Raw genomic sequence first — 24449 nt, 5'->3', positions numbered from 1 at the left:
CTTTCTCGACGAGTTCATCCCATGGTCCGCGCCGCACCGCTTCTCCTTCTCGGCGCCCTCGCGCTCTCGCTTGCCGGCTGCGCCCGGAACGAGGCGACGCGCATGGCCGGCCTCTATGCTCCAAGGCCCTCGGCCCTGGCCGAGACCAAGGGCTCCGAGGCAATCGAGGGAGAGAAGGTGGCGCTTCTCGGCTTCCAGCCGGATGCATCCGGGGCGGATGCCTTTCCGCTGCGCCAGTCCTTCCGCCCGAGCTTCACCTCGAAGCTCGCGGGGCGCACCATCGCGGTCTCGCGCATCTCCGACATCCAGCTGGCGGACAAGGAGGTCGTCCTCACCTTCGACGACGGCCCGATGCCGGGCAAGACGCTGCGCATCCTGAAGGCGCTCGACGATTACGGCGTCGGCGCGACCTTTCTCATGGTCGGGCGCATGGCCGACGCCTATCCGAAGATCGCGCAGGCCGTCGCCGAGCGCGGCCACACGATCGGCACGCACACCGAGAGCCACGCCAACCTGCGCTCGCTCGACGACGAGGCCGCGATGGCCGAGATCCGCGCGGGGCAGATCAGCGTGGCCGAGGCGCTCCAGCCGATCGGCCGGGAGCCCGCGCCCTTCTTCCGCTTCCCCTATCTCGCCGACCGCCCCTCGCTGCGCCAGCGCATCGCCAACCAGGGCGTCGTCGCCATCGACGTCGACATCGACTCCAAGGACTATTTCCACGGCGCGCCCTCGACGGTGAAGGAGCGCACGATCCTCGATCTGGAGAAGCACGGGCGCGGCATCATCCTCTTCCACGACATCCACGAGCGCACGGTCGACATGCTGCCGGACCTTCTCGCATCGCTTCAGGCGCGCGGGTTCAAGGTCGTCCGCCTCGTGCCCGGCGGCGCCCCGCTGCTCGCCGCCGCCAAGAGCGCGCCGGCCATCTGATCAGGATATCTCACGGATCGGGGACACGGCTCCCCGGTCAGCATTCGGGAAAGTTCACCGCGAGCCCGCCCTGCGAGGTCTCCTTGTACTTCGACTGCATGTCGCGGCCGGTCTCGCGCATGGTGTGGATGACCTTGTCGAGCGAGACGACATGCGTGCCGTCCCCCCGCAGCGCGAGCGAGGCCGCCTGGATAGCGCTGACGGCGCCGAAGGCGTTGCGCTCGATGCAGGGGATCTGCACCAGCCCGCCGATCGGGTCGCAGGTGAGACCGAGATGGTGCTCCATGCCGATCTCGGCCGCGTTCTCGATCTGCGCGACCGTGCCGCCGAGCGCGGCGCAGAGGCCCGCGGCCGCCATGGAGCAGGCGACGCCCACCTCGCCCTGGCAGCCGACCTCCGCGCCCGAGATCGAGGCGTTCATCTTGAAGAGCCCGCCGACCGCCGTCGCCGTCAGGAGAAAGGTCCGCGCCCCGTCCTCGCAGCCGCCGGGACAATGTTCGCGGTAGTAGCGCAGCACCGCCGGCACCACGCCCGCCGCCCCGTTGGTCGGGGCCGTCACCACGCGCCCGCCCGCCGCGTTCTCCTCGTTGACCGCGATGGCGTAGAGGCTGACCCAGTCCATGATCTCGTGCGGCGCCCGGTCGTTCGCGCCCGCCTCGCGCTCCGCCTCCAGCCTCTGGCGCAGGGCGGAGGCCCGGCGCGCGACGTCGAGCCCGCCCGGCAGCCGGCCGCCGCGCGACAGGCCGCGGTCGATGCAGGCCATCATCGTCTCGTGCACCCGAACGACATGCGCCTCGACGTCGGCCGCCGGGCGAAGCGCGCATTCGTTGGCAAAGACCATTTCGGCGATGGAGAGACCGCTCGTGCCGGCCATGGCGAGAAGATGGCGCCCCGACCGGAACGGATAGGGCACGTCGCGCGCCTCCGACGAGGCCTCGCCCACCGCCGCCTCCGGCACGATGAAGCCGCCACCGACCGAGCACCAGCGCTCGTCGTGCAGCACGGCCCCGGAGGCGTCGAAGGCGGTGAGCGCCATCGTGTTCGGATGGCGCGGCGTCTCGCTGAGGCCGTCGAAGACGATGTCCTCGGCGGGATCGAAGCCGATGGCCGCCCCGCCCCCGAGCGGCAGGCGCCGGTCTCGCGAGAGGCTCTCCACCAGCGCGTCCGCCCGGTCGGGATCGACCGTCTCCGGCGCCTCGCCCGCCAGCCCCAGCATCACGGCCTTGTCCGTCCCGTGACCCTTGCCCGTCCAGGCGAGCGAGCCGAAGAGGTCGACCCGCACGCGCGCCGTCCGCGCGGCGAGCCCCGCCGCGCCCAGCGCCCCGGCGAAGGCGAGCGCGGCCTTCATCGGCCCGACCGTGTGCGAGGAGGACGGGCCGATGCCGACCTTGAAGAGCTCGAAGATGCTGATCATGCCGAGAAAGCCTCCCGCGCCCCGCCGCGGCGGCGGGCTCGCCAAGGCCCGGATGCTACGCGGCCGGGCGAAGGCGCCTCATGTCCATTCGCGACATCGCGGCGACCGGGATTAACCGAGGAGGCAAGCGGTTTTGCCCGCTCGATTGCACGGGAAGCTTCGAAAGGCTAGAAGCCCGGTCGAAACGGCACCCCCGAGGATATTCCATGCGCATCGACGCGATCCCCCGCGGCAACAACCCGCCCGAAGACATCAACGTCATCATCGAATGCCCGATCGGCGGCCATCCCATCAAGTACGAGATGGACAAGGAAGCCGGAGCGCTCTTCGTCGACCGCTTTCTCTACACGCCGATGACCTATCCCGGCAATTACGGCTTCGTTCCGCACACGCTGTCGGACGACGGCGACCCGATCGACGTTCTCGTGATGAACACGCGCCCGCTCTTTCCCGGCTGCGTCATCAACTGCCGCCCGATCGGCGTCCTCGTCATGGAGGACAACAAGGGCCAGGACGAGAAGGTCATCGCCGTTCCCTCCCCGCACCTGACGCTGCGCTACGAGGCCGTGACGGAATACGACCAGCTTCCGAAGATCACGCTCGACCAGATCGCGCATTTCTTCGAGCACTATAAGGATCTGGAGCCCGGCAAGTGGGTGAAGATCGGCGACTGGGGCGACAGCGCCATGGCCAAGCGCCTGATCAACGAGGCCGTCGTGCGCGCCGACGCGGACAAGGCCAAGGCGTAAAGCCCGAGGGACCATCGACGGCCGGGAGCTGCGCTCTCGGCCCCTCCGCCCCGATGCACGACCGATCCAGAGCCGCCGGACGCTTCCGCGAAAAAGCCCGGCGGCTTTTTCACGTCCGCCGCGGCCTGCGCGAAAGCCTGTTCGAGCCGCCGCCCCGTCCCCGTCCTCAGCCGAGCGCCTGCGCCGCGACCGCGTAGGTTCGCGGCGACCCCGGTCGCGGCGCGCCGACCCAGGTTCCGCCGAGCGCCATGGTGGTGACCGTGTCGTAGACGGAAAGACCGCATTCGGCGAGGAAGGCGAAGAAGGCGCCGTCACGCTCGCGCGTGTCGAGGCGCAGGAAGCGGCCGGCCTGATCGGCGGCATGCGGGCGCACGACCGCGATCGCGTCCTCGTCCGTTGCCGCCACGACCGGCCCGATGACGTGACCGCGCCCGAAGCGGCGGCAGAGCGCGAAGGCCTCGATGCGCCCGTCCCGGACGAGAGCGACGCCCTTGGAGACCTCGAAAAGCTTGGCGAGCAGGGCCGCGCGCCCGGCGCCGAAGGCTTGCGCATCGAGGGCGGCCAGAGCCGGGAGATCGCTCGCCTCGATGCCCCGCAGCGTCGCGCCCGGCGGAAGGGGACCGTCCGGCGGGCGCCGGGAAACGGCGTTGCACTGGTAGAGGGTCGCCTCCGCCTGGAACCCCATGGAGAGGTAGAGCCGGCGCGCCGCGCTGGTGGCGTTCAGCCCGAAGGTGCGAGGACCGGCGTCGCGCATCACATGGTCCATCATCCAGCGCGCGGTGCCGAAGGTCTGAAGGCGCGGCGAGGTGATGACCATGCCGATCGTGGCGAAGTCGCGCTCGTAGGGAAACCACATGGCCGAGCCGACGGGTCGGCCGATCTCGTCCTGCATGACGATGCCGCGCCCGACCTTGCGCAGGAACTGCCAGTCCTCCGCCCGGTGCGGCCAGCGAACGCCGATCGAATGGGCATGGAGCACCTCGACCGGCACCTCGGCGATGTCGGTCGCGGTCAGCTCGAAACTGTCCAGATGAATGGTGGTCGGCGCCGTCACGATCTCCCCTTCCATGGAGCCCTTCCGTCCCGCGCGAGAGCGCGTCTCGGAGGCCGTCTGAGACGTCCCCGGCGGAGGACCGTCGAGGGATTCTTCGGCGCTCACGAGGCGCCGAACGCAGTCGATGCCGGGGGCATCGGCGAGGATCGGCAACGAAGTGACGCCGGAAAAGCACGGCAGGGCCGACCCGAGGGACCTGTCAGACGGCCTCTATGACGCATCCGGCGATAGTCTGCCGCATCGCACGCCGTACAGTCTGCTCAAGATGACGGTCTTTCGAAACTTTCCACCGGAGCGGGACCCGCCTTCGGCAATCGCGCGTCGGTGAGGCCGCTAGTCTGTGCGCAACGAGATACGTGCGGCCTCCGGTGGCCGGCCGGCGCGGGACAGGAGGCACAGCCATGACACCGGAAGAGATCCTCGCCCGCCTCGTCGGCTTCCCTTCCGTCGTCGGACGCCCGAACGCCGAGATCGTGGCCTTCGTGCGCGAGGTCTGCGAGGCGGCGGGGGCCGAGGTTGCGGTCCTGCCGGGGCCGGAAGGCGACCGCGCCAATCTCTTCGCCACGATCGGCCCGCGCGACGTGCCGGGCGTCGTTCTGTCCGGGCACATGGACGTCGTGCCCGCCGGCGAAGCGGACTGGTCCGCCGATCCCTTCACGCTCCGGCGGGACGGCGACCGGCTCTACGGGCGCGGCACCAGCGACATGAAGGGCTTTCTCGCCGCAGTGCTGGCCGCCCTGCCCCGCCTTCGCGCCATGAAGCTGAAGAGGCCGATACATCTCGCCTTCTCCTATGACGAAGAGGCCGGCTGCCGGGGCGTGCCCCATCTCATCGCCGCGCTGCCCGGCCTCTGCGCACCGCCGGAAGGCTGCATCGTCGGCGAGCCGAGCGGACTGAAGGCCATCCGGGCCCACAAAGGCAAGGCCGCCGCGCGGATCGGGATCGGCGGGCGCTCGGGCCATTCCTCGCGGCCCGATCTCGGCCTCAACGCCATCCACGCCATGGCCGAGGTCCTGGCGGCGGCGGCGCGCCAAGCGGAGGCGCTTGCGGCCGGCCCCTTCGATCCGCGCTTCGCCCCGCCCTACTCCTCGCTCCAGATCGGCACGATCGCCGGGGGACAGGCGCTGAACGTCATCCCCGAGACCTGCACCGCCGAGATCGAGGCGAGGGCGGTGGCGGGCGTCGATCCGCTGGCTCTGCTCCAGCCCGTGCGCGAGGTGGCCGAAGCGCTGTCGTCACGCGGCTTCGCGGTCGCCTGGGATGTGCTCAGCCACTACCCGGCCCTGTCGCTCGGCGAGGACGCGCCGCTCGCCCGTCTCCTGGAAGAGCTGACGGGCGAGGTCCCGCTCCCCGCCGTCAGCTACGGAACGGAGGCCGGGCTCTATCAGGCGGCGGGCATCGCTTCGATCATCTGCGGCCCCGGCGACATCGCCCGGGCGCATAGAGCCGACGAGTATATCGAGACGGACGAACTCGCGGCCGCGACGAGGCTCGTCGTGGCGCTCGGCGAAAGGCTCGCCGCATGACCTTTCTCTTCAACTCGGACGCTGCGCGCGGCGCGATCTTCGCCGCCGAATTCGCCCGCGCGCTGCCGGATCTCCCCTTCGCGCAGGATGTCGCCGCCGTCGATCCGGAGGCGGTGCGCTATCTCCTCACCTGGACGGCGCCGAAGGACATCGCGCGCTACCGGAACCTCGAAATCCTCTTCTCCATCGGGGCCGGCGTCGAGCAGTTCCGCGACGCGCCGCTGCCGCCGGGCGTGAAGCTGGTGCGCATGGTCGAGGACGGCATCGTCCGCATGATGCAGGAATACGCGACCCTCGGCGTCCTCGCCCTGCATCGCGATCTGCCGGCCTATCTCCGCCAGCAGAGCCGGGGCGAATGGGCGGCCAGGCCCGCCCGGCAAGCGGGAGAGCGGCGCGTCGGGCTGCTCGGCCTCGGCCAGCTCGGGCTGGCCGTCATCGAGCGGCTGAAGCCCTTCGGCTTCCCGCTGGCGGGTTGGAGCCGAACGCCGCGCGAGATCGAGGGCGTCGACTGCTTCGCAGGTCCCGCCGGCCTGCCCGGCTTTCTCGCCCGGACGGACATTCTCGTCTGCCTCCTGCCGCTGACGCCTGAGACACGCGGCATCCTCGGCACCGAGCTCTTCGCCGCGCTGCCCGAAGGCGCGGGCCTCGTCCATGTCGGGCGCGGCGGCCATCTCGACACTCCGGCGCTTCTGGCCGCCCTCGATGCGGGACGGCTTTCGGCCGCCATGCTCGACGTCACCGATCCCGAGCCGCTGCCGGCCGGTCATCCGCTCTGGCGCCATCCCGGCGTGATCCTGACGCCGCATGTCGCGAGCGTCACCCAGCCCGTCACGGCCGCGCGGGCCGTCATCGACAACATCCGCCGCCACGAGGCCGGGCTCGACCCGGTCGGCCTCGTCGATCCCGTCAGCGGCTACTGAAGCCGAGCTTTCCAAGGACCCCTCCCATGTCGCTTCTTCTCGCCATCAACACCGATCCGACGACGACGCCACGCGAGTCCGAGGCCATGCCCGAGCGCCTGATTTCGGGGAACCCCCGCTTCAAAACCTGGGCGCAGGACGTCTCGCAGGGCGAGCGCACGCATACCGGCGTCTGGCAGGCGACGCCGGGCGAGACGCGCTCGATCAAGGGCGAGAGCTTCGAGTACTGCCACATCCTGGAAGGCGTCGTCGAACTCGTCGAGGACGGCCACGAGCCCCGCCGCTTCAAGGCCGGCGACATCTTCGTGATGAAGCCCGGCTTCACAGGCGTCTGGCGCACGATCGAGACGGTCCGGAAGATCTACGTCACGGTCTAATGAACGCCCTTCGGAGACGGCGGGCGGGGCGGCACCCCGTCCCCTTCCGCCGAGCGCCGAATGCGCGGCTTCAACGCTCGCGGCCACCACCCTTTCGCAGGATCCTCCATGACCCTCTCCTTCGACCCCGACCGGATCGACCTGCCCAAGGGCCATTTCATCGGCGGCCGCTTCGTGCCCGCGCGGGGCGTGCTCCCCATGCACCGCCCGTCCGACGGCGTCCATTATGCCGACTGCCCCGTGGCGGACGGCGCGCTGGTGGACGAGGCCGTCGCGGCCGGCGCGAAGGCGCTCCGCGACAGCGGATGGGGCGAGGTTCGGCCGCGCGAGCGCACGCGCGCGCTCCAGCGCTGGGCCGACCTCCTCGAAGCCCATGCCGAGCCCCTCGCGCAGCTGGAGGCGCTGTCCTCCACGCGGCCTGTCGGCCATCTCGTGGCCGGCGACATCGCGGTGACGGCCGAGCAGATCCGCTTCTTCGCGGAATTCGCGGACAAGGAATGCGATGCGCTGGCGCCGACCGGCGACGACAGTCTCGGCATGGTCATGAGCGAGCCCTACGGCGTCGTCGGCGCGATCACGCCCTGGAACTTTCCGCTGTCCATGGCGGGCTGGAAGCTCGGGCCGGCGCTCGCCGCCGGCAATGCCGTGGTGCTGAAGCCCTCCGAGATGACGCCCTTCTCCACGCTGCGCCTCGCCGAGCTTTCGGTCGAGGCCGGCCTTCCCGCCGGGCTCGTCAACATCGTCCTCGGCGACGGGCCGACCACGGGCAACGCCATCACCGGCCATGCCGGCATCGGCAAGGTGAGCTTCACCGGCTCGACGGCGGCCGGCTCGGCGATCATGGCGAACGTCGCGCGCACCGGCGTCAAGCCGATGGTGCTGGAGCTCGGCGGCAAGAGCCCGCAGGTCGTCTTCGCCGATGCGGACCTCGCCAAGGCCGCGCAGGCGGTCGCGGGCAGCATCCTCTCCAATGCCGGCCAGGCCTGCGTCGCCGGCACGCGGCTGATCGTGGAGGAGGGCATCGCGCAGGCGCTGGTCGCCGAGATCGGCCGGCACATGGCGCAGATCCGGCCGGGCCCGACCTGGGATGCCGAAACGCAGTACTCGCCCATCATCTCGGAACGGCAGATCGCTCGGATCGAAGCCATCGTGGACGCCTCCGTCGCGGCCGGAGCCGAGCGGCTCGCCGGCGGCGCGCGCCTCGACCGCGCGGGCTATTTCTACGCCCCGACCCTGCTCGGCGGGCTCGGCGAAACCTCGCCCGCCCTCACCGAGGAAATCTTCGGTCCGGTTCTCACGCTCCAGACCTTCCGCACCGAGGAGGAGGCCCTGGCGCTGGCCGACCATCCGACCTACGGCCTCGCCGCCGGCCTCTTCACCCGCGACCTCTCGCGCGCCGTGCGCATTACGCGAAAGCTCCAGGCCGGCACGGTCTGGGTCAACCGCTTCGGGCGCTCGCGGGATCACATCCTGCCGACGGGCGGCTACAAGCAGAGCGGAATCGGCAAGGATCTCGGCCGCGAGGCCTATCATGCGAACCGGCGCACCAAGAGCGTCCTGATCGGCCTGTGATCCGGTTTCGGGCCGATCAGACGGGAAACCGTATTCCGTCCATCGAACATCTGGCCTTCCGGCCGAAGATTTTCGATGGTTCTTGTTTCCGGCTCGCGAAGCGACCGGCCGGAAACCGTATGAGGACCATTCCATGAAGACCTATCGCATCGCGCGCATTCCCGGCGACGGCATCGGCACCGCGGTCGTGGACGCCGCCTGGGCCGTTCTCGACAGAGCGGCGGCGGGCGCCGGATTCGCGCTGGAGGACCGGACGTTTCCCTGGTCCTGCGCCTTCTACAAGGAGACCGGCGCGATGATGCCGGCGGACGGCATCGAGACGCTGCGCGGCTTCGACGCGATCCTGCTCGGCGCCGTCGGCTGGCCGGCCGAGGTGCCGGACTCCGTCTCGCTCCACGGGCTTCTGCTGCCGATCCGCAAGGCCTTCGTGCAATATGCCAACGTGCGGCCGCACCGGCTTCTGCCCGGCGTCGAAGGCCCCTTGCGCGAGGGCGGCTTCGACATCCTCTGCATCCGCGAGAACACCGAGGGCGAGTATTCGGGCGCGGGCGGAAGAGTTCACCAGGGAACGGCGGACGAGGTGGCGGTCGAGACCTCGATCTTCACCCGGACGGGCGTCGAGCGCATCCTGCGCTTCGCCTTCGAGGAGGCCCGCAAGCGGCGCGGCAAGCTCGCCTCCGTCACCAAGTCCAACGCCCAGAAGCACTCGATGGTGTTCTGGGACGAGATCACGGCCAAGCTCTCCGCCGACTATCCCGATGTCGAGGTCACGAGCTACCACATCGACGCCATGGCCGCGCGCATGGTCATGGCGCCGCGGACGCTGGACGTGGTCGTCGCCTCCAACCTCTTCGGCGACATCCTGACCGATCTCGGCGCCGCCATCCAGGGCGGCCTCGGCTTCGCGGCCTCCGCCAATATCGACCCGACGCGCAAGAGCCCCTCCATGTTCGAGCCCGTCCACGGCTCCGCGCCGGACATCGCGCATCTGGGCATCGCCAATCCGATGGCGACCATCTGGTCGGGCGCGATGATGCTGGAGCATCTGGGCGAGCGGGCCGCCGCCGCCCGCATCATGGCGGCGATGGAAGCCGTGACCGCGGGGGGCATCGGAACCGTGCCCGGCCGCGACCGGACGGATGCCATCGCGGCGGCCGTGCTCGACGCGCTCGACTGACGAGGAAAGAGGACGAGATGATCGAAGGACTGACGGATGCGGGCCTCTTCCGGGACGCCCAGCTGATCGGCGGCGAATGGGGCCCGGCGGCGGGCGGGGCGACGATCGAGGTCGCCGATCCCGCGACGGGCCGCGCCGTCGGCACCGTGCCGGATGCGAGCGCGGCCGATACGCGCCGCGCCATCGAGGCCGCCGACGCCGCCTTCCGGCCCTGGCGGGCGCGCAGCCATGCCGAGCGCGCGGCCCTCCTGGAGCGCTGGCACGACCTGATGCTGGAGCATCTGGAGGACCTGGCGCTGATCCTCACGGCCGAGCAGGGCAAGCCGCTCTCCGAGGCGCGCGGCGAGATCCGCTACGGCGCGGCCTTCGTGAAATGGTTCGCGGAAGGCGCGCGGCGCATCGGCGGCTCGACCGTCCCCTCGCCCACGGCCGACCGGCGCATCCTCGTCCTCAAGGAGCCCGTCGGCGTCTGCGCCGTCATCACGCCCTGGAACTTCCCGACCGCGATGATCACGCGCAAGGTCGCCCCCGCGCTCGCGGCCGGCTGCACGGTGGTGGTCAAGCCGTCCGACCTCACGCCCTACTCCGCGCTCGCGCTCGGCGTCCTCGCGGAGCGCGCGGGGATTCCGGCCGGCGTCGTCAACATCGTCACCGGCATGCCCGCGGCCATCGGGGCCGAGCTGACGGCCAATCCGACCGTGCGCAAGCTGTCCTTCACCGGCTCGACCAAGGTCGGCGCGCTCCTGATGCGGCAGTGCTCGGACACGATCAAGCGGCTCAGCCTGGAGCTCGGCGGGAACGCGGCCTTCATCGTCTTCGAGGACGCCGATCTCGACCTCGCGGTGGAAGGGGCCATCGTCTCGAAGTTCCGCAACGGCGGCCAGACCTGCGTCTGCGCCAACCGCATCCTCGTCCAGGCCGGTATCTACGACGCCTTCGCCGAGAAGCTCTCGGCGCGCGTCTCGGCCATGCGGGTCGGCCCCGGCACGATGGAGGGCGTCGATATCGGGCCGATGATCAACCCGGCCGCGCTGGACAAGATCGAGCGCCACGTCGCGGACGCCCTCGCCAAGGGCGCGCGCGTCCTGTCGCAGCGCCCGGCCGGCATGCCCGAGGGCGGGCAGTACGTCGCGCCCGTCGTTCTCGGCGGGGCGACGGCCGAGATGGATCTGGCCGGCGAGGAGACGTTCGGGCCGGTCGCGCCGCTCTTCCGCTTCGAGACGGAGGCGGAGGCGATCGCGCTCGCCAACGGCACGCCCTTCGGCCTCGCCGCCTATTTCTACACCGAGAACCTCAAGCGCTCCTGGCGCATCGCGGAGGCGCTGGAGGTCGGCATGGTCGGCCTCAACACCGGTCTGATCTCCACGGAGGTCGCGCCCTTCGGCGGCGTCAAGCAGTCCGGCCTCGGCCGCGAAGGCGCCGAATGCGGCATCGAGGAATATCTGGAAACGAAGAGCTTCCACATCGGCGGGCTCGGCTGACGGGCCGGCCCGGCCTTCCCCCACGAAAAAGGGCGGCGCGCCATCCGGCGCCCGCCCTCGTCCCGTTCGAAGCGATGCGTCCGGTCTACTGAAACCGGTCCAGCATCCTGTAGTAGAGGCCCACCATCGGCAGGAACCAGGGCTTGCCGCTATGGCCGGGGATCGCCGGCCATTCGAGGCCGGAGACCGGATTGCGGTCGGCGCGGCCGAGCATCACCTCGGCCATGACCTCGCCCATATGGACCGACATCTGCGTGCCGTGGCCCGAATAGCCCATGGCGAAGAAGACGCCGTCCGCCTCGCCGGCGCGGGGGAAGCGGTCCTTGGTCATGTCGACGAGGCCGCCCCAGCAATAGTCGATGGCCGCGCCGGCCAGATGCGGAAACATCTCCGCCAGGCGGCGCTTCAGGATCTCGCCGCTGGTCTCGTCCGCCTTCGGGTCGGAGCGCGCGGAAAAGCGGGCGCGGCCGCCGAAGATCAGACGGTCGTCATGGGTCAGGCGGAAGTAGTTGCCGAGATTGAGCGAGGTGACAAAGGTCCGATCGCCCGGAACGGTCGCGGCGATTTCCGGCGGGGTCAGGGGCCGGGTCGCGAGGATGTAGCTGCCGACCGGCACGATGCGGCGCCGGAAATAGTCGAACGGGCCTTGCGTGTAGGCGCCGGTCGCCACCAGAACCGCATCCGCCGTGACCGTGCCCTTCGGCGTCGTCAGCTCGTGCCGCCCGTTCGAACGCGAGCGCGCCGTGACGGGCGCGCTCTCGAAGATGTCGGCGCCCTGCCGGATGGCGGCATCGGCGAGCCCCGCGATGAAGCGGCCCATGTGCATCATGGCGCTCTTCTTCGACAGCATGCCGCCGTAAAAGTCGGACGAGCCGATCTCGTCGCCGAGTTCGCTCGCCGACAAAAGCGCGGTGTCGGGATCGACCTCCGCGTGAAGCGCCTCGAAATTGCGGGCGAGCGCCTCGAAATGCCGCGGCTTGGAGGCGAGCTTCAGCTTGCCCGAGCGGCGGAAGGCGCAGTCGATGCCCTCCTCGGCCGCGATGCGCTCCACCGTGTCCACCGCCGCGTCGAAGGCGCGATAGAGCATCTTGGCGCGCTCGGGGCCGAGGTCGGCCTTGGCGGCGAGATAGGAATGGGCGAGCCCGTTGTTGACGTGCCCGCCGTTCCGGCCGGATGCGCCCGCCCCGATCGTCTTCGCCTCCAGGACGACGACGCGCGAGCCCTCCTTCGCCAGCCGCCGTCCGGCGGCAAGGCCGGTGAAGCCGCCGCCGACGATGGCCACGTCGTAATGGCCCTCCGCCGGCCCGGCCCGCGCGCCCGAAAAGGGCGTCGCCGTCTCGTGCCAGTAGGATGCAAGGCGCATGGGACGGTCCTTCAGAGCCCGACGACGCCGGGAAGGCCGGAAATGTCGGGGATTTCCACATAGCCGTAATGGGGATTGGCCGGCTCGTGTCCGCGATTGACCCAGACCTTGTTCGTGATGCGCAGGTCGTGCGCCGACATGAGGTCGTAGCGGAAGGAGGAGGAGCAGTGGAGCACGTCCTCCGGCCCGCAGCCCAGCATGTCGAACATATACTCGAAGGCCTGGAAGCGCGGCTTGTAGGCGTTCGCCTGCTCGGCCGTGTAGACGGCATGGAAGGGCGCGCCGAGCTTTTCCACATTGGCGTGGATCTGGCTGTTCATGGCGTTCGAGAGGATGACCAGCGGGATTTCTTTGGCGACCTTGGCGAGCCCGGCCGGCACGTCGGGATGCGGCCCCCAGCTCGGCACGCGCTCGTAGATCGCGCGGGCGTCCTCGGGCTCGAAGGCGATGCCGTGACGCTTGCAGGTGCGCTCGACCGCATTGTGGATCACATCGGCATAGGGCTTCCAGGCGCCGAGGATCTCGTCGAGGCGAAAGGCCGCGAAGCTGCGGACGACGTCGCCGAGGACGGGCTCCTCGAGCCCTTTTGCGAAGGTCTCGCGCGCGCCTTCGGCCATCTGGAAATGGGTCAGCGTGCCGTAGCAGTCGAAGGTGATGTATTTCGGACGAAATAGGGTCATGGCGGCCTCGATCTTCATTCCGGCGCCCGTCGCTTCCCGCGGGCTCTGGTGACGCAGCGATCCTAGATCGCCCCGGCCAGCGCCAATCGCCGCAAACGGCGCCTTCGAAGCAGATTGTTGTGTATCCGACCCGGCGCGCCGCAGAGTTTGCGGCAGGCTCGCTTCGCCGGCTCGGCCTGTCGCCGGTATAAGATGCGGCGAGGCGGAGGGGAGACGGCGGAAGATTGCGCGCCCGCCCCAAGCTCGGCGACTTCCGCTCCCGGCCCCGGTCTAATCCTGTCGACAGCGAAGCGAACAGGGGACCGGACGCATGCAGGCGACCGAGATCGAACTCATCGAGTTCCAGGATGGCCATCTCGACGCGGCGGTGGACCTCTCCAGGGCCGAAGGCTGGCCGCACCGGCGCGAGGACTGGGCCCTCGTCCTTTCCTTGAGCCGCGGCACCGTGGCCTTGGAGGGCGGCCGCGTCGTCGGCACGGCCCTGGCGACGCCCTTCGGCGAGGCGGGCGCGACGGTGAACATGGTGATCGTCGACAAATCCATGCGCGGGCGCGGCCTCGGCCGCAGGCTGATGGCCTTCGCCATCGAGGCCGCGGGCGGGCGATCCTGCCGCCTCGTCGCCACCGAGGACGGCCGGCCGCTCTACGAGAAGCTCGGCTTTGCCGCCACCGGAGAGATCCGCCAGCACCAGGGGCCTGTCTCGGCGCCCGCCCGGCCGGCCCTGTCGGCCGACATCGATTTCGCCGACGAGACCGTCGCGGCCGAACTCGCGGCCCTCGACGCGCAGGCGACGGGGCTCGACCGGAGCGCGCTCTTTGCCCGCCTCGCCCGGGAAGGCCGCTTCGCGGTCCTGCGGGAGGCCGGACGCATCGAGGGTTTTGCCGTTCTGCGCCCCTTCGGCCGGGGCGAGGTGGCAGGTCCCGTCGTCGCGCGCACGGCGGATGAGGCCAAGGCGCTGCTCGGCTTCCTCTTCGCCGACCGAGCCGGCGCCTTCCTGCGGGTCGACGTCGCGGTCGGCCGGGGCCTCGGCCCGTTCCTCGTGGAACACGGCCTTCTCCCCGTCGGCGGCGGCATCGCCATGCAGCGCGGCGGCGTGGCCGTAGAGCCCTCACGCCCTGTCCAAACCTTCGCCCTCGCCAGCCAGGCCCTCGGCTGATCTCGGAGACCACGATGCTGAACAATTCCCTGGTGGCGCTCGACCGCGCCCATCTCGTCCATCCCGTCGCCTCCTACCGCCAGCACGAGAAGCATGGCGTGCGCGTCATCACCTCCGCCAAGGGCGCGACGGTGTTCGACGCGGCCGGGCGCCCGCTGCTCGACGGCTTCGCCGGCCTCTGGTGCGTGAATGCCGGCTACGGCCACGAGAGCATCGTGGAAGCCGCCGCCCAGCAGATGCGCGAGCTGCCCTATGCGACCGCCTATTTCGGCCTCGGCTCGGAATCCGCCATCCGGCTCGCCGCCGAGCTTGCCGAACGCGCGCCGGGCGATCTGAACCATGTCTATTTCACGCTGAGCGGCTCCGACGCCGTGGACTCGACCGTTCGCCTCATCCGCTACTACCAGACCGTTCGCGGCAAGCCGGAGAAGGACCAGTTCATCTCCCTCGAGCAGGGCTATCACGGCTCCTCGACGGTCGGCGCCGGCCTCACCGCCATCCCGATCTTCCACGCCCATTTCGGTGCGCCCTTCGACTGGCAGCACAAGATCGCCTCCCCCTATCCCTATCGCAACCCGGTCGGCATGGACGATGCCGCGATCATCGCGGCCTCGCTGGACGCGCTGAAGGCTAAGGTCGAGGCGGTCGGCGGCCCCGGGCGCGTCGCGGCCTTCTATGCCGAGCCGATCCAGGGGTCCGGTGGCGTCATCATGCCGCCCAAGGGCTGGATGAAGGCCATGCGCGATCTCTGCGCCGAGCTCGACATCCTCTTCGTCGCCGACGAGGTGATCACCGGCTTCGGCCGAACCGGGCCGCTCTTCGCCTGCACCGAGGACGAGATCGTGCCGGACCTGATGACGGTCGCCAAGGGCCTGACCTCCGGCTACGTGCCGATGGGCGCCGTCTTCCTGTCCGACCAGGTCTACGACACGATCGCGGACGGCGCCGGAAACGCCGCCGTCGGCCACGGCACGACCTATTCCGCCCATCCCGTCAGCGCGGCCGTCGGCCTGGAGGTCCTGCGGCTCTACGAGGACGGGCTTCTCGACAACGGCCGTCGTGCCGGGGCGCGCCTGATGGCGGGTCTGAACGGCCTTCGCGACCATCCGCTGGTCGGCGAGGTCCGCGGGCGCGGTCTGCTGGCTGCGGTGGAACTCGTCACCGACAAGGCGACGAAGACGCCCCTGCCGGCCGCTGCCGATACGTCCCGCCGCATCTTCGACCGCGCCTGGAATCATGGCCTCGTCATCCGCGCCTTCGGCAACGGCATCATCGGCTACGCCCCGCCGCTCTGCTGCACGGACGAGGAGATCGACGCGATTGTGGAGCGCACGCGCCTGACGCTGGACGAGACGCTGGACGATCCCGACGTGCGCGCCGCGATGGCGTGATCCGAGGCGAAGCCGGCGCGCGAAGGCGATCCTACGAAGCGATGCCCAAAGGTTATGCACGTATCGCCTTGCCACTCGTTTTCGCAATTTTGTGCTGCTGGACGTCCTTCTAACGAATATTCGGACGGCGGCACTCTGCCACACTCCGTTTCAGACGAGACCTCGGACGCAAAGACCGGAGGGCTCCCAACCGCGGCACCTCGATCCGGACGTCGCTCCGGATTTCGCCATCAAGACGTCAACGCAAGGGGAACGAGATGACCGACAGCCGCTTCACCAACTGGACCCGTCGCGACGACGCCATGGTCGAGACCGCCATCAAGCGCGGCGCCAACCGCCGCGAGCTCCTGCAGATGATGATGCTGGGCGGCATCGGCATCGCGGCCGGCGGGCTGATCCTCGGCCGCGCCGAGACGGCGCTGGCCGCGGCCCCCGTTTTCGGCGGCTCGCTGAAGGCGGCCGGCTATTCCGCCTCGACGGCCGACACGCTCGATCCCGCCAAGGCCTCGCTCTCCACCGACTACGTCCGCTGCTGCGCCTTCTACAACCGCCTGACCTTCCTCAAAGACGGCGACGTCCTGGAAATGGAACTGGCGGAAAGCGTCGAGAGCACCGACGCCAAGGTCTGGACCGTCAAGCTTCGCAAGAACGTCGCCTTCCACAACGGCAAGACGCTGGAAGCGGCCGACGTGGTCTATTCGCTGAACCGCCATCTCGACCCGGCCGTCGGCTCCAAGGTGAATTCGATCGCCAAGCAGATGACCGGCATCAAGGCGCTGGACGCCTCGATCGTCGAGATCACGCTGGCGGCTCCGAACGCCGACCTGCCGACCATCCTGGCCATGAACCACTTCATGATCATCGCGGAGGGCACGACCGACTTCACGAAGGCCAACGGCACCGGCGCCTTCATCTGCGAGGTCTTCGAGCCCGGCGTGCGCTCGGTCGCGGTGAAGAACGCGAACTACTGGAAGGAGACCGGCCCCTATCTCGACTCCTTCGAGTTCTTCGCGATCCCCGACGACACGGCCCGCGTCAACGCGCTTCTGTCCGGCGACATCCAGTTCGCCGCCTCGATCAACCCGCGATCGATCCGCCTCGTGGAAAGCCAGCCGGGCGTCGCGCTGTCCAAGACGACCTCCGGCAACTACACCAATCTCAACATGCGCCTCGACATGAGCCCCGGCGAGAAGGCCGGCTTCATCGAAGGCATGAAGTATCTCGTCAACCGCGAGCAGATCCAGAAATCGGTCATGCGCGGCCTTGCCGAAATCGGCAACGACCAGCCGATATCGCCGGCCTCCGCCTACTACAACGCCGAGGTCAAGGCGAAGGCCTTCGACCCGGAAAAGGCGAAGTTCCTTTTCGAGAAGGCCGGTCTCCTCGGCCAGTCGATCCCGATCATCACTTCCGAGGCGGCGGCCTCCTCCATCGACATGGCCATGATCGTGCAGGCCTCGGGCGCCGAGATCGGCATGAAGCTCGACGTGCAGCGCGTGCCGTCCGACGGCTACTGGTCGAACTACTGGCTGAAGGCGCCGGTCCATTTCGGCAACATCAACCCGCGCCCGACGCCGGACATCCTGTTCTCGCTGCTCTACGCCTCCGACGCCCCCTGGAACGAGAGCAAGTACGCCTCGCCGACGTTCGACAAGATGCTGGTCGAGGCCCGCGGATCGCTCGACCAGGCCAAGCGCAAGGAGATGTACGGCGTCATGCAGGGCATGATCGCCGAGGAAGCGGGCACGATCATCCCGGCCTTCCTGTCGAATGTCGATGCGACCTCGGCCAAGCTGAAGGGGCTCCAGCCGAACCCGCTCGGCGGCATGATGGGCTACGCCTTCGCCGAGCACGTCTGGCTCGAAGCCTGAGGAGAGGTCTCGAACCGCCGGGTCCGTCCCGGCGGTTCGTCGGGATAGCCGGAGGTGGCGGGGCGAAGGCCGCCAGGGAAGGGGTCTGCATGACGTCCAGGATTTTGCCCCTCGTGGCCGGCCGGATCGGCACCGCGCTGATCACGCTCCTCGTGGTCGCCTTCACCATCTTCTTCGCGACCGAACTCCTGCCCGGAGACGTCGCGGAGATACTGCTCGGCCAGTCCGCGACGCCCGAAGCGGTCGCCGGCCTTCGCACCGCCATGCATCTCGACGACCCCGCCATCCTGCGCTTCGGGCGCTGGCTGCTCGGGCTTCTGTCCGGCGATCTCGGCATGTCCTATTCCTCGAACATGCCCGTCGCCCAGCTGATCGGCGGGCGTCTGGCCAACACGCTGAAGCTGGCCGCCGTGACCAGCCTCGTCTCCGTGCCGATCGCGCTCGCGCTCGGCATCACGACGGCGGTGCTGCGCGGCTCGCTCTACGACCGGATCGTGACGACGCTCGTCGTCGGCCTCATTTCCATCCCCGAATTCATGGTGGCGACCTCCGCCGTCCTCGTCTTCGCGGTCTACCTGAAATGGCTGCCCGCGCTCGCCTTCGCCAACGAGGTCCATTCCTTCGGCGAACTCCTGCGCGTCTTCGCCATGCCCGTGATCACGCTCGCCTTCGTCATCTCGGCCCAGATGATCCGCATGACGCGCGCCGCCGTCATCGAGACGCTGAAGGCGCCCTATGTGGAAATGGCGCTTCTGAAGGGCGCGTCCCGCTCGCGCATGGTTCTGCGCCACGCTTTGCCGAACGCGCTCGGCCCCGTCGTCAACGCGGTGGCGCTGTCTCTGTCCTACCTCCTGGGCGGGGTCATCATCGTCGAGACGATCTTCAACTATCCCGGCATCGCCAAGCTGATGGTGGATGCCGTGGCGACGCGCGACCTGCCGCTGATCCAGACCTGCGCGATGATCTTCTGCATCGGCTATCTCACGCTCATCACGACGGCCGATCTCATCGCGATCGTCGCCAACCCGAGGCTCCGCCGATGACCGTCGTCACCGCACCGCGGCTTCCCCGCAAGAGCCCCGGACACCGTTTTCCGCTGGTCGGGCTGCTCGGGCTCGGCGTCATCCTGGCCTGGGCGCTCGTCGCGGTCCTGGCGCCGCTCCTCGTGCCCTATCCCGCCGGCGAGATCGTCGATTACGACTATTTCGGCCCGATGAGCGCCGCCTTCCGGCTCGGCACCGACTATCTCGGCCGCGACATGCTCTCGCGCATCCTGATGGGCGCCCGCTACACGGTCGGAATCTCGCTCGCCGCCGTCTCCATCGCCTGCTTCACCGGCGTCGCGCTCGGCATGGCGGCGGCCGTCACGGGCGGCTGGCTCGACGCCTGCCTCAGCCGGTTCCTCGACGCGCTGAACTCGATCCCGAGCAAGCTCTTCGGCCTCGTCGTCGTGTCCGGCATCGGCTCCTCCATCCCGGTCCTCATCGGAACGCTCGCCGTCATCTACACGCCCGGCGCCTACCGCTTCGCGCGGGCGCTCGCGGTCAACGTCAACACGATGGACTTCGTCACAGTCGCCAAGGCGCGGGGCGAGCGCACGCTCTACCTCATCGGCTCGGAAATCCTGCCGAACATCGTCGGCCCGGTTCTCGCCGATCTCGGCCTGCGCTTCGTCTTCGTCGTCCTGCTCCTGTCCGGCCTTTCCTTTCTCGGCCTCGGCGTGCAGCCGCCCTATGCGGACTGGGGTGCCCTCGTGCGCGAGAACATCGGCGGGCTGCCCTTCGGCGCGCCGGCCGTGATCTTCCCCTCGCTCGCGATCGCGAGCCTCACGATCAGCGTCAACCTCCTGATCGACAACCTTCCCCGCAAGATCCGCGATCGGAGCGCATGATGGCGAACCTCGTCGAGATCCGCGGCCTCACGGTCGAAGCGAAGACCGATTCCGGCAGGACCGTCGACATCATCCGGGGCGTCGATCTCGACATCGCCGACGGCGAGATCGTCGCGCTGATCGGCGAGAGCGGATCGGGCAAGACGACGATCGCGCTGACGCTGATGGGCTATTGCCGGCCGGGCTGCCGCATCTCGGGCGGCACCGTCCAAGTCGATGGAATCGACATGGCGGCGGTTCCAGAAAGCGCCCGGGCGCGGATGCGAGGCCGCGAGGTCGCCTATATTCCGCAGAGCGCGGCGGCCGCCTTCAATCCCGCGCGCACCATCATGGACCAGGTCGTCGAAGTCGCGCGCATCCACGATCTGATGCCGGATGCCGAGGCCCGGCGGAAGGCGGTGGAGCTTTTCCGCGCCCTCGCCCTGCCCAATCCCGAGACGATCGGCGCGCGCTATCCGCACGAGGTCTCCGGCGGCCAGCTGCAGCGGCTCGCCGCCGCCATGGCGCTGATCGGCGATCCCAAGCTCGTCATCTTCGACGAGCCGACGACGGCCCTCGACGTGACGACCCAGATCGAGGTCCTGCGCGCCTTCAAGTCCGTGATGAAGGCCAAAGGCATGGCCGGCGTCTATGTCAGCCACGACCTTGCCGTCGTCGCCCAGATCGCCGAGCGCATCGTCGTCCTGCGCGAGGGCACGGTTCAGGAAAGCGGCGCGACGACGCGCATCATCGCCGCGCCCGAACATCCCTACACGCGCGAGCTTCTCGCCGCTTTCGAGCATGCGCCGCGCGTCGAGCGGCCCGCCGAGCCGCTCGGCCTGCAGACGAACATTCTCGAAGTCTGCGACATCTCGGCCGGCTTCGGCCCCATCCAGCCGAACGGGCGGCCGAAGGTCATGGCGCTTCATTCGGTGAACATGGCCATCGCGCGCGGCACCAATTTCGGCATTGTCGGCGAGTCCGGATGCGGAAAGTCCACGCTCGCCCGCGTCATCGCCGGCATCGTCCCGCCCGTCGCCGGCAGCGTGATCATGAACGGGCGCCAACTCGGCAAGGGCCTCGCCTCGCGGTCGCGCGAGGACATGCGCCGGCTTCAGATCGTCTTCCAGCTCGCCGACACCGCCCTCAACCCGGCCAAGTCCGTCGGCGACATCCTCGGCCGGCCGCTGACCTTCTATCACGGCAAGCGCGGCCGGACGCGCGAGGCCCGCGTCGAGGAGCTTCTCGACATGGTCCGCCTTCCCCGCGCGCTCAAGCACCGGCTGCCGGCCGAGCTATCCGGCGGGCAGAAGCAGCGGGTCAACCTGGCGCGGGCGCTGGCCGCCGAGCCCGACCTCATCATCTGCGACGAGATCACCTCGGCGCTCGACACCGTGGTCGCCGCCGCGATCATGGACCTGTTGAAGCAGCTGCAGCGCGATCTCGGCCTGTCCTACATCTTCATCAGCCACGATCTGTCGATGGTGCGCTCGATCTGCGACCGGATCGCGGTCATGTATGCCGGCGAGAAGATCGAGGAGCTGGGGCCGGATGCCTTCGGAGCGCGCGAGGGCCATCCCTATTCGCGGCTTCTGCATCAATCGACGCCCAAGCTCGACGCGACCTGGCTCGACCGCCTGCAGCTCGATCCCGAAGCCGCGAGCTTCCTCGGCAGGTCGAAGTTCTGAACCCTCGAAGCCCCTCGCTCCTTCCGCAGGCGAGAGCGGCTCCCGCGGGCGGGTCCCCGGCCGGGGCTCGCCGGCATCACATCGGGAAGAGGCTCGTCAGCGGCATATGCGTCTTGGCGATCGGCGTCTTGAGGACGACGAAGCTGAAATACTTGTCGATGCCGATCTCCATGTCGATGAGCCGCTCCATCGTCTCCTGATACTCGGTGATGCCGCTCGTCACGAACTTGATGAGATAATCGTAGCCGCCGGAAACGAGGTGGCATTCCATGACGGAATCCTCCTTCTGCGCCACGGCGAGAAAGCGGGCGAAATCGATCTGGCGATGGTTCTTCAGCGTCACCTCCGTGAAGACCGTGAAGGTCTGCCCGAGCTTGGCGACGTTGATCTGCGCCGAATAGCCCGTGATGAACCCCGCCTCCTGCAGCTTCTTCACGCGCATGAGACAGGGGCTGGGCGACAGGCTGACGAGTTCGGCGAGCTCCACGTTGGTGATCCGACCGTTCTTCTGCAATTCGTAGAGAATCTTCACGTCGATACGATCGAGTTTCATCCGGGCCTCATCGAACGAACGGGGCCGATCCCGTTCCGACCGGCAGCTTATGCCGAATGCTCGTGCGGGGCAAAGCTCCTCGGGCATCGGATCATGCCGCGCCTCCCGCGCTGGTCGGCGATACGATGCGATGCGAACGAAGTCCCGGGCCGGCAGATTATGCTGCCGCCGGACGCATTGCGGCAGGTGCTCTCTTCGCCGGCCGGATAGGATGACCCGTCAGCCGGAGATCGCCATGCCTGCGCCCCTTCTCGCCATCGAAACCTCCGCCATCCTGCCGGAGGCCTCGGACGTCGTGGTCATCGGCGGGGGCATCGTCGGCGTGTCCACGGCCTATTATCTCGCCCGTCGCGGCGTGTCGGTCACGCTTCTGGAAAAGGGCCGGATCGGCGCCGAGCAGTCCAGCCGGAACTGGGGCTGGTGCCGCCAGCAGAACCGCGATGCACGCGAACTGCCGCTCGCCACGCGCAGCCTCGATCTCTGGGATAAGCTGTCCGAGGACATCGGCGAGGATGTCGGGTTCCGCCGCTGCGGTCTCCTCTATCTCAGCCAGAACGAGGTCGAAATCGCGGGATGGGCGAAATGGCGCGATTTCTCCCGCAGCGTCGGCGTCGAGACGCATATGCTGAGCGCAGAGGAGGCGCGGACACGCGGTGCCGCCACGGGGCGCGACTGGAAGGGCGGCGTCTTCTCGCCCCATGACGGCGTCGCAGACCCCTCGCGCGCGGCCCCGGTCATCGCCCTCGGCATCATGAGGCAGGGCGCCACCGTGCTCCAGAACTGCGCGGCGCGCGGGCTGGAGACGGCGGGCGGGCGGGTCAGCGGCGTCGTCACCGAACGCGGCACGATCCGCACGCAGACCGTCGTCATGGCGGGCGGCGCCTGGGCCTCCTCCTTCTGCCGCCAGCTCGGCATCCGCTTTCCGCAATCGGCAGTGCGTTCCTCCATCCTCTCGGTCTCGCCCGGCATCGCGGGCCTTCCCGACGCCTTGCACACGGCGGACATCTCCGTGACGCGGCGGGGCTCGCGCGGCGGGCATACACTGGCCATCAGCGGCCGGGCGAGCGTCGATCCGAGCCCGCAGAAGCTTCTCTTCTCCCGCGAGTTCGTGCCGATGTTCGCCCGCCGCTGGCGCTCGCTTCGGCCGGGCGGCGCCGCGGCCTGGCGTTCGGGCTTCGAGACGACGGCGCGCTGGCGTCTCGACGCCGAGACGCCGATGGAGCGCTGCCGGACCCTCGATCCGCGGCCGGACGCGCGTCTCGTTCGGGAAACCCACCGGCGTGCGCAGGCCCTGTTCCCGGCCCTTCGCGACACGAGGATCGAGGCAAGCTGGGCAGGCTTCATCGACTCCACGCCCGATGGCGTGCCCGCGATCGGAGGGATCGAGGCGCTGCCGGGCTTCATCCTCGCCGCCGGCTTCAGCGGCCACGGCTTCGGCATCGGTACGGGCGCCGGCCATCTCGTCGCCGATCTCGTCACCGGCGACCGACCGATCGTCGACCCCCGCCCCTACGACCCCGCGCGTCTGGCCGCGGCGGCCTGGGGCAAGGTCTCGGACTTCTGAGAGCCCAAGCCGAAATCGGCGGTCGAGGATCGGCGAGGGATTTTCGGGTCTCGCGAGGAGGCGAAAGTGGCCGATATCTTGTAATTTCGGCAAGGACCGCCGGCCATCGGCCGCCGTGCGGGTCCGGCGGCGCGCACCTGACGGTCGGTGCTGACCTTCCAGCTCTACAGACGAGCGTCGGTCCGCTTCGCGCTACACCTGATGGATTAGAGCCCGAAGCCGCGCCAGTCCTTCGGCCCGCCCGGACGCATCGCCCGAGACCTCCACCACCTTGACCCGGCTCTTCGATCCGGCATCGAGGGTCAGCGCCGATTTCGGCCAGCCTCCGGCCTCCGCGATCAGCTCGATCAGCGCCGCGTTGGCCCGGCCCTTCTCGGGAATCGCGCGCACCCGCGCCAGAAGCACGACGCCGCTGGCGCCGACCTCGCCGACGCCGTCGATCCGGTCCGCCCCGCCCCTTGGCGTCAGGCGGACATGGAGGCGAAGGGTGCCCGCCACCGTCTCGGCGAAATCGGCGCGGCTCAAGGAACACTCCGACGCATCGGCCGATTCCGGGCCCGACCAGGATCGGGCCGACCCACGGCAAGGCTCGACCGCCGCTCGCGCCAAGGCCGGCGGACGGCAAGAGGAAACTTAAGGCCCGAAAGGGCGCGAAAGCTCACGGCGCGATCGACCGGGCCCTCGGATCTTCGATCAGATGCCGGCGCGATAGATCGCAGGCACGACATAGAGCTGGATCAGCGACTGCAGGAAGATGATGCCGAGCAGAAGGACGAGCGGGGAGAGATCGAGGCCGCCGAGATTGGGCAGCACGCGGCGGATCGGCCTGTAGAGCGGCTCGGTCGTGCGGTAGAGGAAGCTGCCGATCGCATCGACGAACTGGTTGCCGGCGTTCACGATGTTGAACGCATAGAGCCAGGAGAGCACCGCCGAAGCGATGACCAGCCACCAGAGAAGGTCGAGCACGATGAGGACGACTTGAACGACGGCGAGCATGGCGTGGCGGGGCCCCGGATCTTCGGAGCCCGTGATGTAACGAGCCCCCTGCCGCCGCGCAAGGCGCCTTGCATCGCCGCGCTTGACAGAAGGCCGACCCGCCCCGTAAAAGCCGCC

General features: G+C 69.1%; 22 protein-coding genes. 15 read left to right on the top strand and 7 right to left on the bottom strand.

Going from position 1 to position 24449, the window contains the following annotated elements; translation table 11 throughout:
• Positions 1-21: 21 nt before the first annotated feature.
• A complete protein-coding gene (locus ASG62_RS07865) occupies positions 22-930 on the top strand; it encodes a polysaccharide deacetylase family protein (protein ID WP_056699458.1) in 909 nt (302 codons plus the stop codon).
• A gap of 37 nt (positions 931-967) precedes the next feature.
• On the opposite strand, the gene ASG62_RS07860 is transcribed toward ASG62_RS07865, so the two are convergent.
• A complete protein-coding gene (locus ASG62_RS07860; RefSeq protein ID WP_056699454.1) occupies positions 968-2344 on the bottom strand; it encodes an L-serine ammonia-lyase in 1377 nt (458 codons plus the stop codon).
• A gap of 206 nt (positions 2345-2550) precedes the next feature.
• Here ASG62_RS07860 and ppa point away from each other — a divergent pair, with 206 nt between their 5' ends.
• On the top strand, positions 2551-3093 hold the full coding sequence (gene ppa / locus ASG62_RS07855; protein WP_056699450.1) for an inorganic diphosphatase: 543 nt from the start codon (positions 2551-2553) through the stop codon (positions 3091-3093).
• Between the two features lie 166 nt (positions 3094-3259).
• On the opposite strand, the gene ASG62_RS07850 is transcribed toward ppa, so the two are convergent.
• Positions 3260-4162: a GNAT family N-acetyltransferase gene (locus ASG62_RS07850; protein ID WP_056699447.1), complete on the bottom strand. Its 903-nt coding sequence runs from the start codon at positions 4160-4162 to the stop codon at positions 3260-3262.
• Positions 4163-4548: 386 nt separating this feature from the next.
• Between ASG62_RS07850 and argE the strand changes: the two genes are divergently transcribed.
• The 6 genes from argE (at position 4549) to ASG62_RS07820 (ending at position 11200) form a co-directional block, all read left to right on the top strand.
• Complete coding sequence (argE, locus tag ASG62_RS07845; protein ID WP_056699444.1) at positions 4549-5673, top strand: acetylornithine deacetylase; 1125 nt, start codon at positions 4549-4551, stop codon at positions 5671-5673.
• Positions 5670-6593: a 2-hydroxyacid dehydrogenase gene (locus ASG62_RS07840; RefSeq protein WP_056699440.1), complete on the top strand. Its 924-nt coding sequence runs from the start codon at positions 5670-5672 to the stop codon at positions 6591-6593. Before argE ends, ASG62_RS07840 begins: the two co-directional genes overlap by 4 nt.
• A 26-nt stretch (positions 6594-6619) precedes the next feature.
• Positions 6620-6970 (top strand): cupin domain-containing protein, encoded by a 351-nt coding sequence (locus ASG62_RS07835; protein ID WP_056699438.1) that lies wholly within the window; start codon positions 6620-6622, stop codon positions 6968-6970.
• Between the two features lie 108 nt (positions 6971-7078).
• Complete coding sequence (locus tag ASG62_RS07830) at positions 7079-8542, top strand: aldehyde dehydrogenase family protein (protein WP_056699512.1); 1464 nt, start codon at positions 7079-7081, stop codon at positions 8540-8542.
• 133 nt (positions 8543-8675) lie between these two features.
• Positions 8676-9719 carry a tartrate dehydrogenase gene (locus ASG62_RS07825; RefSeq protein WP_056699435.1) on the top strand — a complete coding sequence of 348 codons (1044 nt, stop codon included), beginning with the start codon at positions 8676-8678 and terminating at the stop codon, positions 9717-9719.
• A 17-nt stretch (positions 9720-9736) separates the two neighbouring features.
• Positions 9737-11200 (top strand): NAD-dependent succinate-semialdehyde dehydrogenase, encoded by a 1464-nt coding sequence (locus ASG62_RS07820; RefSeq protein WP_056699432.1) that lies wholly within the window; start codon positions 9737-9739, stop codon positions 11198-11200.
• Between the two features lie 85 nt (positions 11201-11285).
• On the opposite strand, the gene ASG62_RS07815 is transcribed toward ASG62_RS07820, so the two are convergent.
• Together ASG62_RS07815 and ASG62_RS07810 are read right to left on the bottom strand one after the other, a co-directional pair.
• Positions 11286-12563 (bottom strand): NAD(P)/FAD-dependent oxidoreductase, encoded by a 1278-nt coding sequence (locus ASG62_RS07815; protein ID WP_056699429.1) that lies wholly within the window; start codon positions 12561-12563, stop codon positions 11286-11288.
• Positions 12564-12574: 11 nt separating this feature from the next.
• Positions 12575-13243, bottom strand: coding sequence for a haloacid dehalogenase type II (locus ASG62_RS07810; protein ID WP_056699508.1), 669 nt, complete (start codon positions 13241-13243; stop codon positions 12575-12577).
• A 310-nt stretch (positions 13244-13553) separates the two neighbouring features.
• Here ASG62_RS07810 and ASG62_RS07805 point away from each other — a divergent pair, with 310 nt between their 5' ends.
• The 6 genes from ASG62_RS07805 to ASG62_RS07780 all read left to right on the top strand — a co-directional run bounded on the left by ASG62_RS07805 (position 13554) and on the right by ASG62_RS07780 (position 21219).
• Positions 13554-14399, top strand: coding sequence for a GNAT family N-acetyltransferase (locus ASG62_RS07805; RefSeq protein WP_056699427.1), 846 nt, complete (start codon positions 13554-13556; stop codon positions 14397-14399).
• A 14-nt stretch (positions 14400-14413) separates the two neighbouring features.
• Positions 14414-15790, top strand: a complete 1377-nt coding sequence (locus ASG62_RS07800) for an aspartate aminotransferase family protein (RefSeq protein WP_056699423.1) — start codon at positions 14414-14416, stop codon at positions 15788-15790.
• 257 nt (positions 15791-16047) lie between these two features.
• Positions 16048-17661, top strand: a complete 1614-nt coding sequence (locus ASG62_RS07795; protein ID WP_056699420.1) for an ABC transporter substrate-binding protein — start codon at positions 16048-16050, stop codon at positions 17659-17661.
• An 89-nt stretch (positions 17662-17750) separates the two neighbouring features.
• Positions 17751-18704, top strand: a complete 954-nt coding sequence (locus ASG62_RS07790; RefSeq protein ID WP_056699416.1) for an ABC transporter permease — start codon at positions 17751-17753, stop codon at positions 18702-18704.
• Positions 18701-19552, top strand: coding sequence for an ABC transporter permease (locus tag ASG62_RS07785; RefSeq protein WP_056699414.1), 852 nt, complete (start codon positions 18701-18703; stop codon positions 19550-19552). The genes ASG62_RS07790 and ASG62_RS07785 overlap by 4 nt, the downstream gene beginning before the upstream one ends.
• Complete coding sequence (locus ASG62_RS07780) at positions 19552-21219, top strand: ABC transporter ATP-binding protein (RefSeq protein WP_056699505.1); 1668 nt, start codon at positions 19552-19554, stop codon at positions 21217-21219. The genes ASG62_RS07785 and ASG62_RS07780 overlap by 1 nt, the downstream gene beginning before the upstream one ends.
• Before the next feature lie 76 nt (positions 21220-21295).
• Here ASG62_RS07780 and ASG62_RS07775 read toward each other — a convergent pair whose 3' ends face one another.
• Positions 21296-21772, bottom strand: a complete 477-nt coding sequence (locus ASG62_RS07775) for an Lrp/AsnC family transcriptional regulator (protein ID WP_056699410.1) — start codon at positions 21770-21772, stop codon at positions 21296-21298.
• A 235-nt stretch (positions 21773-22007) separates the two neighbouring features.
• On the opposite strand from ASG62_RS07775, the gene ASG62_RS07770 reads away from it, so the two are divergent.
• A complete protein-coding gene (locus ASG62_RS07770) occupies positions 22008-23336 on the top strand; it encodes an NAD(P)/FAD-dependent oxidoreductase (RefSeq protein ID WP_056699500.1) in 1329 nt (442 codons plus the stop codon).
• Between the two features lie 192 nt (positions 23337-23528).
• Here ASG62_RS07770 and ASG62_RS07765 read toward each other — a convergent pair whose 3' ends face one another.
• Together ASG62_RS07765 and ASG62_RS07760 are read right to left on the bottom strand one after the other, a co-directional pair.
• Complete coding sequence (locus ASG62_RS07765) at positions 23529-23861, bottom strand: DUF167 family protein (RefSeq protein WP_056699407.1); 333 nt, start codon at positions 23859-23861, stop codon at positions 23529-23531.
• Between the two features lie 168 nt (positions 23862-24029).
• Positions 24030-24332 (bottom strand): YggT family protein, encoded by a 303-nt coding sequence (locus tag ASG62_RS07760; protein ID WP_056699404.1) that lies wholly within the window; start codon positions 24330-24332, stop codon positions 24030-24032.
• Positions 24333-24449 lie beyond the last annotated feature (117 nt).

It is taken from the genome of Aureimonas sp. Leaf427 (genome assembly GCF_001425485.1).
Taxonomy (GTDB): Bacteria; Pseudomonadota; Alphaproteobacteria; order Rhizobiales; family Rhizobiaceae; genus Plantimonas.
The sequence above is the reverse complement of the archived record's forward strand: the minus strand, read 5'-3'. Positions and strand labels throughout refer to the sequence as shown.

Excerpts from the sequence above, each read along its gene's own strand:
- ASG62_RS07775 (WP_056699410.1), bottom strand. The coding sequence starts at position 21,772 with ATGAAACTCGATCGTATCGACGTGAAGATTCTCTACGAATTGCAGAAG.
- ASG62_RS07770 (WP_056699500.1), top strand. The coding sequence starts at position 22,008 with ATGCCTGCGCCCCTTCTCGCCATCGAAACCTCCGCCATCCTGCCGGAG.
- argE (WP_056699444.1), top strand. The coding sequence starts at position 4,549 with ATGACACCGGAAGAGATCCTCGCCCGCCTCGTCGGCTTCCCTTCCGTC.
- ASG62_RS07825 (WP_056699435.1), top strand. The coding sequence starts at position 8,676 with ATGAAGACCTATCGCATCGCGCGCATTCCCGGCGACGGCATCGGCACC.
- ASG62_RS07835 (WP_056699438.1), top strand. The coding sequence starts at position 6,620 with ATGTCGCTTCTTCTCGCCATCAACACCGATCCGACGACGACGCCACGC.
- ASG62_RS07860 (WP_056699454.1), bottom strand. The coding sequence starts at position 2,344 with ATGATCAGCATCTTCGAGCTCTTCAAGGTCGGCATCGGCCCGTCCTCC.
- ASG62_RS07865 (WP_056699458.1), top strand. The coding sequence starts at position 22 with ATGGTCCGCGCCGCACCGCTTCTCCTTCTCGGCGCCCTCGCGCTCTCG.
- ASG62_RS07795 (WP_056699420.1), top strand. The coding sequence starts at position 16,048 with ATGACCGACAGCCGCTTCACCAACTGGACCCGTCGCGACGACGCCATG.
- ASG62_RS07820 (WP_056699432.1), top strand. The coding sequence starts at position 9,737 with ATGATCGAAGGACTGACGGATGCGGGCCTCTTCCGGGACGCCCAGCTG.
- ASG62_RS07840 (WP_056699440.1), top strand. The coding sequence starts at position 5,670 with ATGACCTTTCTCTTCAACTCGGACGCTGCGCGCGGCGCGATCTTCGCC.
- ASG62_RS07810 (WP_056699508.1), bottom strand. The coding sequence starts at position 13,243 with ATGACCCTATTTCGTCCGAAATACATCACCTTCGACTGCTACGGCACG.
- ASG62_RS07800 (WP_056699423.1), top strand. The coding sequence starts at position 14,414 with ATGCTGAACAATTCCCTGGTGGCGCTCGACCGCGCCCATCTCGTCCAT.
- ASG62_RS07785 (WP_056699414.1), top strand. The coding sequence starts at position 18,701 with ATGACCGTCGTCACCGCACCGCGGCTTCCCCGCAAGAGCCCCGGACAC.
- ASG62_RS07780 (WP_056699505.1), top strand. The coding sequence starts at position 19,552 with ATGGCGAACCTCGTCGAGATCCGCGGCCTCACGGTCGAAGCGAAGACC.
- ppa (WP_056699450.1), top strand. The coding sequence starts at position 2,551 with ATGCGCATCGACGCGATCCCCCGCGGCAACAACCCGCCCGAAGACATC.
- ASG62_RS07760 (WP_056699404.1), bottom strand. The coding sequence starts at position 24,332 with ATGCTCGCCGTCGTTCAAGTCGTCCTCATCGTGCTCGACCTTCTCTGG.
- ASG62_RS07805 (WP_056699427.1), top strand. The coding sequence starts at position 13,554 with ATGCAGGCGACCGAGATCGAACTCATCGAGTTCCAGGATGGCCATCTC.
- ASG62_RS07815 (WP_056699429.1), bottom strand. The coding sequence starts at position 12,563 with ATGCGCCTTGCATCCTACTGGCACGAGACGGCGACGCCCTTTTCGGGC.
- ASG62_RS07850 (WP_056699447.1), bottom strand. The coding sequence starts at position 4,162 with ATGGAAGGGGAGATCGTGACGGCGCCGACCACCATTCATCTGGACAGT.
- ASG62_RS07830 (WP_056699512.1), top strand. The coding sequence starts at position 7,079 with ATGACCCTCTCCTTCGACCCCGACCGGATCGACCTGCCCAAGGGCCAT.
- ASG62_RS07790 (WP_056699416.1), top strand. The coding sequence starts at position 17,751 with ATGACGTCCAGGATTTTGCCCCTCGTGGCCGGCCGGATCGGCACCGCG.